Genomic DNA, 6,659 nt, shown 5'->3' with positions numbered 1-6,659 from the left:
GGTGCTGCTGATGCGCACCAAGCCCGTGCGGGCCACCGAGTCGGGCGAGGTCGTGGTGCGGTTCGCCCGGCAGCTGGCGCGGCTGGAGCGGGACGCGCGCGCCGAACTCGGCATGAGCGGCGCCGGGGAGGCGACGCGGGTGTCGATCGCGGTGAACGCCGACTCCCTCGCCACCTGGTTCCTTCCGGCACTCACGCGCGTCCGCCAGGAGCCGCGGCTCTGTTTCGAGCTGCGGCGCGAGGACGAGACCCGTACGGCGAGCCTGCTGCGGGAGGGGCTGGTGATGGCCGCGGTCACCTCGTCGCCCGAGCCGGTCACGGGCTGCTCCGTGCGGGCGCTGGGACGGATGCGCTACATCCCTGTCGCCCATCCCGGCTTCGCCCGCGAGCACCTCGACGGTCCGCTGCGGGAGGTGCTCGCCACGGCGCCCACCGTGAGTTTCGACCGCAGTGACGACCTCCAGGACGCCTTCGTACGACGGCTGCGGCACGACCGCGTCGGCGCGAGCCGGGAGCGGCACTTCGTGCCGACCTCGGAGGGTTTCGCGCAGTCCGTCGCCGCGGGCCTGGGCTGGGGCCTGGTCCCCGAGGTCCAGGCCGCACCCCTGCTGGACTCCGGCCGGGTCGTCCTGCTCGCACGGGACCTGACCTTGGACGTACCGCTGTACTGGCAGCAGTGGAAGCTGGACTCCCCGGCGCTGGCCGCGGTGGCGGAGGCGGTGGTCACGGCGGCGGCGGAGGCGCTCGAGTGATCCGGCACCGGCGCATCGGCGCGGGGCTGCAGCCACGGCCGCCGCGCCGGCCGTGGCGCCGGATTTCCGCCCGCCCGGCTGCCGGGCAGGCGTCGAGCGCGCTCCAAGTCCCCATCCAGGCACGGCGGAAGCGGGTGCCCCGAGCCACGAGGACGGCCGCGTTCACGTGACCTGAGCCGCGGTCCTGACCGTCAACGCAGGGACGCCAATTGCGCCTCCGCGCTGTCCAGGAGCATGTCCAGGGCCGTCGCGTAGGCGCTTTTCGGCATGCGGGCCGCCAGGAGTGGGGCCGCCTCGGCGATGCGGGGGTGGGTGGTGCGGGGGAGGCGGGCGTAGGTGGAGCGCCACATGTCCTCGTCCGCGTGCAGCGCCGCGCTCGGCAGGGCCAGGGACGCCGCGTCCAGGGCGGCGAAGGCCAGGGTCTGGTCGATGAACGCGTGGTAGATGCGGACCGTGTCCGGCAGCGGGAAGCCGGCCGAGCGCAGCACCTCCAGGACGGCCTCGTCGGCGGCGAGTTCGTTGGCGCGGCCGGTGACCCGGCTCGTGGTCAGCACGGCCGCCTGCGGGTGGGCGACGTAGGCGGCGTGGATGCGCAGGCCGACCGAGCGCAGGTCCGCACGCCACTCCCCCGTCGGGCGCCAGCCGTCGAGCGCCTGGCCGATGAGAGCGTCGCCGATGGCGAGGGTGAGGTCGTCCATGCCGCGGAAGTAGCGGTAGAGCGTGCTCGGATCGGCGTCCAGGGCGAGGCCGAGGCGGCGGGCGGTCAGGCCCGCGCTGCCGTGCTCGCGCAGCATGCGCAGCGCGGTCTCGACGATCAGGTCCTCCGACAGCACAGTGCCGCTCTTCGTGGGCCGCCGCCTGCGCCGCTTCTCCTCGGGCACCACCGCCTTGGGCACGGCACGCCTCCCGTCCTGGGTCGGAACCCTTATGCCAACGCCATTGACCTTACGTGACCCCGCCGCGTTGTATCTGCGGCGGGGCCCCTCGTCACCGATCCTCAGATCAGGGAGATCTGTCATGCGTGTACTGCTCGTGGGTGCCGGCGGCGTCGGCACCGCCATCACCCGGATCGCCGCCCGGCGGCCGTTCTTCGACGCGATGGTGGTCGCCGACTACGACCCGGCCCGCGCCGCGGCGGCGGTCGAGGCCGTCGGTGACGCCCGCTTCAGCGCCGAGCGCGTCGACGCGGGCGACGTGGATGCGGTGGCGGAGCTGCTGCGCCGGCACGCGTGCGACGTGCTGCTCAACGCCACCGACCCGCGCTTCGTGATGCCGCTGTTCCGCGCCGCCCGCAGCGCCGGCGCCACCTACCTCGACATGGCGATGTCGCTGTCCCACCCGCACCCCGAGCGGCCGTACGCCACCTGCGGGGTCAAGCTCGGCGACGAGCAGTTCGCGCTGGCCCAGGAGTGGGAGAAGGCAGGCGCGCTGGCGCTGGTGGGCATGGGCGTCGAGCCCGGTCTGTCGGACGTCTTCGCGCGGTACGCCGCCGACGAACTCTTCGACGAGATCGAGGAGATCGGCGTCCGCGACGGGGCCGACCTCACCGTCGACGGCTACGACTTCGCCCCGTCCTTCAGCATCTGGACCACCATCGAGGAGTGCCTGAACCCGCCGGTCGTCTACGAGGCCGACCGCGGCTGGTTCACCACCGAGCCGTTCAGCGAGCCGGAGGTGTTCGACTTCCCGGAGGGCATCGGCCCCGTCGAGTGCGTGAACGTCGAGCACGAGGAGGTGCTGCTCGTCCCGCGCTGGGTGAAGGCGGACCGGGTGACGTTCAAGTACGGTCTGGGACGGGAGTTCATCGAGACGCTCAAGACGCTGCACCTGCTGGGCCTGGACCGCACCGAGCCGGTGACCGTGCCGAGCGCGGCCGGTCCGGTGCAGGTCTCGCCCCGCGACGTCGTCGCCGCCTGCCTGCCCGACCCGGCGACCCTGGGCGAGCGGATGCACGGCAAGACCTGTGCGGGCACCTGGGTGCGCGGCACCAAGGACGGTGCGCCGCGCGAGGTGTACCTCTACCACGTGGTCGACAACCAGTGGTCCATGGCGGAGTACGGCAGCCAGGCGGTGGTGTGGCAGACCGCCGTCAATCCGGTCGTCGCCCTCGAACTCGTCGCCACCGGCGCCTGGTCCGGCTCCGGCGTGCTCGGCCCGGAGGCGTTCCCGGCGCGGCCGTTTTTGGACCTGCTGACCGAGTACGGCTCCCCGTGGGGTCTGCGCGAGCAGTGAGCGTCCCCATCGGCGGGCTTCTCAGAACTCCGTTGTTTCACTCACGCATCGACAGGTGACCCGCAATCGAGTAAGCCATCCGCGAGGGCACGTACGAATTCGATCGCAGGTGACATTGATGGACGACTGGCGAGACCACGCAGCGTGCCGCAGTGAGGACCCCGACCTCTTCTTCCCGATCGGCACCTCGGGCCCGTCCCTGATGCAGACCGAGCAGGCGAAAGCGGTGTGCCGGCGCTGCCCGGTCCGGGAGGAGTGTCTGCGCTGGGCGCTGGACACGTCGGAGTGCATGGGCGTCTGGGGCGGCACGAGTGAGATGGAGCGGCGCGCGCTGCGGCGGAGGCAGCGCGCGTCGGCACGCAACTGACGGCCCGGCCCCGAACGCGGCGGCTCAGCCCTCCGGTTCCGGGGCGCCGGGCATGCGCAGGGTGAACACGGCACCGGAGCCGGGTTCGCAGGCCGCGACGGCGCTGCCGCCGTGCGCGGCGATCAGATGACGGACGATCGGCAGGCCGAGCCCGCTGCCGCCGGTGCGGCGGCTGCGGGACTTCTCGGCCCGCCAGAAGCGCTCGAAGACGTGCGGCAGGTCCTCCTGCGCGATTCCGGTCCCGGTGTCCGCGACCGTGAAGACGACCTCGTCGCCGTCGCGGCGCGCCGCGAGGGTGACGGTGCCGCCGGCCGGTGTGTGCCGCAGCGCGTTGGAGACCAGGTTGCCGAGCGCCTGCCGCATCCGCACCGGATCGGCGTCCAGCCACGGCTTGCCGTCGTCCTCGGTGCGTATGGTGACGCCGGCCGCGTCGGCGGCGACGCGGTGGGCGGCGGCCACCTGGTCCAGCAGATCCTCGGCACGCACCGGCTCGCGGTGCAGGTGCAGGGTGCCCGCGTCGGCGGCCGCCAGGTCCTGGAGATCGTCTATGACGCGCTGGAGCAGCAGCGCCTCCTCGTGCAGCGACGCGAGCAGGGCGGCGTCCGGCTCCACGACACCGTCCCGGGTGACCTCCAGCCAGCCGCGGATGTTGGTGAGCGGGCTGCGCAGTTCGTGCGCGATGTCGCTGACCATGGCCTTGCGCTGGGACTCCAGGCGTTCGCGCCGCTCGGTGAGGTCGTTGAACGCCTCGGCCAGGATGCCGGTCTCGTCCCGCGTGGTCACCGGCACCCGGACATGCATGTCGGGGGGTTGCTGGGCGGCCTCGGTGAGGGCTCGCAGGGGGCGTACCAGCCGGGTGGCGACGACGGCCGTCACGACGACGGTCACGGCGAGCACCAGGCCGGCGGCCCCGACGATCTTCGCCTTGTTGGCCGGGGACATGTCGAAGCGGGGCGGGGCGGTCTCGTCGTCGCCGAGGTAGAGCTCGGCCACGGGGGCGACGTACGGGTCGAGTTGCGCGCGCAGCGCGTCGTCCGCGCAGCTCTGCGCGGTCTTCATCGCCGAGGAGTCGCCCATCTTGGCGTACTTGCCGATGACGTATCTGCTCGACGCGACCGGCCCGTTGGGGTTGAGCATGAGGTAGAGGGGCCCGTCGGAGCCGAGGCCCTGGCGGTCGAGGCAGCCGCGGGCGCTCGTGGTGAGGGCTTCGAGGGCGTGGGTCTCGGTGCGGGTGGGGGTGCCGAGCTGTCCGTAGCCGCACTCCTCGGGCAGGTAGTCGGAGGCGGTGGTCCCGTCCGTGTTGAGGATGACGGGGCGGCCGCTCGGCGTCCTCTCGATCTTGGTGTCGATGCTGAAGCGCGCGTAGCAGGACCGCTGCTTCTCGGCGATCGCCTCGAGCCGTTCGCGTTCGCGGGCGGTGAGCCGGTAGGGGCCCACGGCGCGCGGGTCGATGCCGGTGACCTGCGCGCCGGACTCGCTGTAGGTGTCGCTGTGCAGGGGGTCGACGGTCGCGGCCGCGCCGAGCGGCAGGGCGGTGCCCTTGCGGGCCGAGTCGGCGATCGGCGTGCGGTCGGCGGTCGTCAGCGCGATGCGCCGGCCGGTCCGGGCGGCCAGGTCGCGGACCAGGGACTGCACGCCGTTCCACCGGGGGTGCGTGGCGGCGTAGCCGCTGAGTTCGGCGAGGATCTTCATGTCGTCGGCGAGGTCCTGCCCCTGTTCCTCACGCAGGGCGCGGGTGGTGGTCTCCACCGCCAGCCAGGCCGTCGCCGCCACGGAGCACACCGCGATGAGGACCGAGGCGATCAGCAGCCGCACCAGGAGCCGCTTGCGCAGGGGGATGCGGCGTTTCACGGACGGCCGCCGCTGAGCTTGTAGCCGACCCCGAACACGGTCAGCAGCCGCACCGGGCGCCGTGGATCGGCCTCGATCTTGCGGCGCAGGTTCATGATGTGCACGTCGACGGCGCGCTCGGTGGAGGACCGGTCGAAGCCTCGGGTGCACTGCAGCAACTGCCGCCGGGTGAAGACCCGTTCGGGCTCGGCCGCCATGGCCAGCAGGATCTGGAACTCGGCCGGTGTGCACTCCACCAGGGCACCCTCGCAGCGCACCTCGTGGCGTTCCGGGTCGACGGCGAGCCCGGCCGCCCGCACGACCGGGTCCTCCCGTACGCCGACGGCGCGGCCGCTTCGCCGCAGCACCGTTCGGATGCGGGCCATCAGCTCGCGCGGGCTGTACGGCTTGGTCATGTAGTCGTCGGCGCCCAGCTCCAGACCGAGCAGGACGTCGTCCTCGTCCGAGCGGGCGGTCAGCATCAGCACGGGGATGTCTCCGTCGGGCTGGTCGGCGCCGCGCAGCACCCGGCACACCCCGAACCCGTCCACGAGGGGCAGCATCAGGTCGAGGACCACGAGGTCGGGTCTCAGCCTGCGGGCCGCGTCCAGCGCGGCCGCCCCGTCGTGGACCACCGTGGCCGTGTGTCCCTCCGCCAGCAGCGAGCGGCGTATGAGTTCGGCCTGCATCTCGTCGTCCTCGGCGACCAGCACATGTGCGCACACGCGGCGGATCCTAAGCGGTCAGCGGGCCAGGGACGGAGCGTCGCCCATGACGGCGACGGGGTGGAGGTCCGGGTCGAGGGTGCGCAGCAGCTCCTTCATGTGCCGCTCGGAAATGCTCACGCAGCCGTGCGTGGGGCCGCCGTGGTCGACGTGGAACCATATGCCGCCGCCGCGGTTCGGCCCGAGGGGTCGGGTCCAGTCCAGGGGCGAGGTGCCCGGCTTTCGGTTGTAGTTGATCGCGACGACGTAGTCGAAGGAACCCGCGAGCGGTTCGCCCTCGAACCCCGTGCCGGGCGAGATGAAGCCGCCCGCGTGGTGGTACGGGAGCCGGGAGCCCGGGTCGCGCAGGAGGCCGCCGGCGTCGGTGAGGCCGAAGACGCCGACGGGCGAGCGCAGGTCGCCGCCCGTGTGGTGCGCGGACCAGCCCTTGAGCGCGTTGTGCGCGGGCCAGGTGGCGCCGGCCTGCCAGCCCTCCTCGGTGCGGCGGTACACGACGACGGTGGACAGCGGGGAGTTCTTGCCGCGGCCGGTCACGACGACCGCCTGGCGGGCGTCGGCGGGGATTTCGGCCAGCGTCTTCGGCCCCAGGCCGGGCAGGTGGAGCGGAGCGCCCTGGGCGGACATCTCGGGCGAGGCCGAGACCGGCGGGCTCACGGCGGGAGCGCTCGACGGCGGCTCGGAGGGGGGGGGAGGGGCGGTGTGCCCTACCCGCCACCCCCCCCAACCCACCCCCCCGAAAATGGGGGAGAGAAGG

The 6,659-nt window shown here is 73.0% G+C and carries 7 protein-coding genes; 3 read left to right on the top strand and 4 right to left on the bottom strand.

Annotated features, from left to right (window positions below; all coding sequences use genetic code 11):
• Positions 1–751 (top strand): ArgP/LysG family DNA-binding transcriptional regulator (locus ACFU97_RS45760; protein ID WP_384269183.1); only part of this gene is annotated, 751 nt, incomplete at its 5' end.
• Between the two features lie 191 nt (positions 752–942).
• On the opposite strand, the gene ACFU97_RS45755 is transcribed toward ACFU97_RS45760, so the two are convergent.
• The gene (locus ACFU97_RS45755) at positions 943–1,647 is read right to left on the bottom strand and encodes a TetR/AcrR family transcriptional regulator (RefSeq protein WP_384269180.1); all 705 of its coding nucleotides are present in this window, start codon (positions 1,645–1,647) and stop codon (positions 943–945) included.
• 121 nt (positions 1,648–1,768) lie between these two features.
• Between ACFU97_RS45755 and ACFU97_RS45750 the strand changes: the two genes are divergently transcribed.
• Both ACFU97_RS45750 and ACFU97_RS45745 read left to right on the top strand, forming a co-directional pair.
• Positions 1,769–2,983 (top strand): saccharopine dehydrogenase family protein, encoded by a 1,215-nt coding sequence (locus tag ACFU97_RS45750; protein WP_384269178.1) that lies wholly within the window; start codon positions 1,769–1,771, stop codon positions 2,981–2,983.
• 118 nt (positions 2,984–3,101) lie between these two features.
• Entirely contained in the window at positions 3,102–3,350 is a 249-nt protein-coding gene (locus ACFU97_RS45745; RefSeq protein ID WP_384269176.1) for a WhiB family transcriptional regulator, read from the top strand.
• Between the two features lie 24 nt (positions 3,351–3,374).
• Here ACFU97_RS45745 and ACFU97_RS45740 read toward each other — a convergent pair whose 3' ends face one another.
• Genes ACFU97_RS45740 through ACFU97_RS45730 form a run of 3 tightly spaced genes read right to left on the bottom strand, consistent with a single transcriptional unit; the run spans position 3,375 to position 6,634 of the window.
• Positions 3,375–5,201, bottom strand: coding sequence for a sensor histidine kinase (locus ACFU97_RS45740; protein ID WP_384269173.1), 1,827 nt, complete (start codon positions 5,199–5,201; stop codon positions 3,375–3,377).
• Positions 5,198–5,905 carry a response regulator transcription factor gene (locus ACFU97_RS45735; protein WP_384269171.1) on the bottom strand — a complete coding sequence of 236 codons (708 nt, stop codon included), beginning with the start codon at positions 5,903–5,905 and terminating at the stop codon, positions 5,198–5,200. The genes ACFU97_RS45740 and ACFU97_RS45735 overlap by 4 nt, the downstream gene beginning before the upstream one ends.
• A gap of 18 nt (positions 5,906–5,923) precedes the next feature.
• A complete protein-coding gene (locus tag ACFU97_RS45730; protein ID WP_384269185.1) occupies positions 5,924–6,634 on the bottom strand; it encodes a L,D-transpeptidase family protein in 711 nt (236 codons plus the stop codon).
• Between the last annotated feature and the right edge of the window lie 25 nt (positions 6,635–6,659).

Source organism: Streptomyces sp. NPDC057616 (genome assembly GCF_042800575.1).
Lineage (GTDB): Bacteria > Actinomycetota > Actinomycetes > Streptomycetales > Streptomycetaceae > Streptomyces.
Note: the sequence above shows the minus strand (reverse complement) of the source record. Positions and strands in the feature narration are given on the sequence as shown.

Coding starts and splice junctions, on each gene's coding strand:
- ACFU97_RS45745 (WP_384269176.1), top strand. CDS start 3,102: ATGGACGACTGGCGAGACCACGCAGCGTGCCGCAGTGAGGACCCCGAC.
- ACFU97_RS45750 (WP_384269178.1), top strand. CDS start 1,769: ATGCGTGTACTGCTCGTGGGTGCCGGCGGCGTCGGCACCGCCATCACC.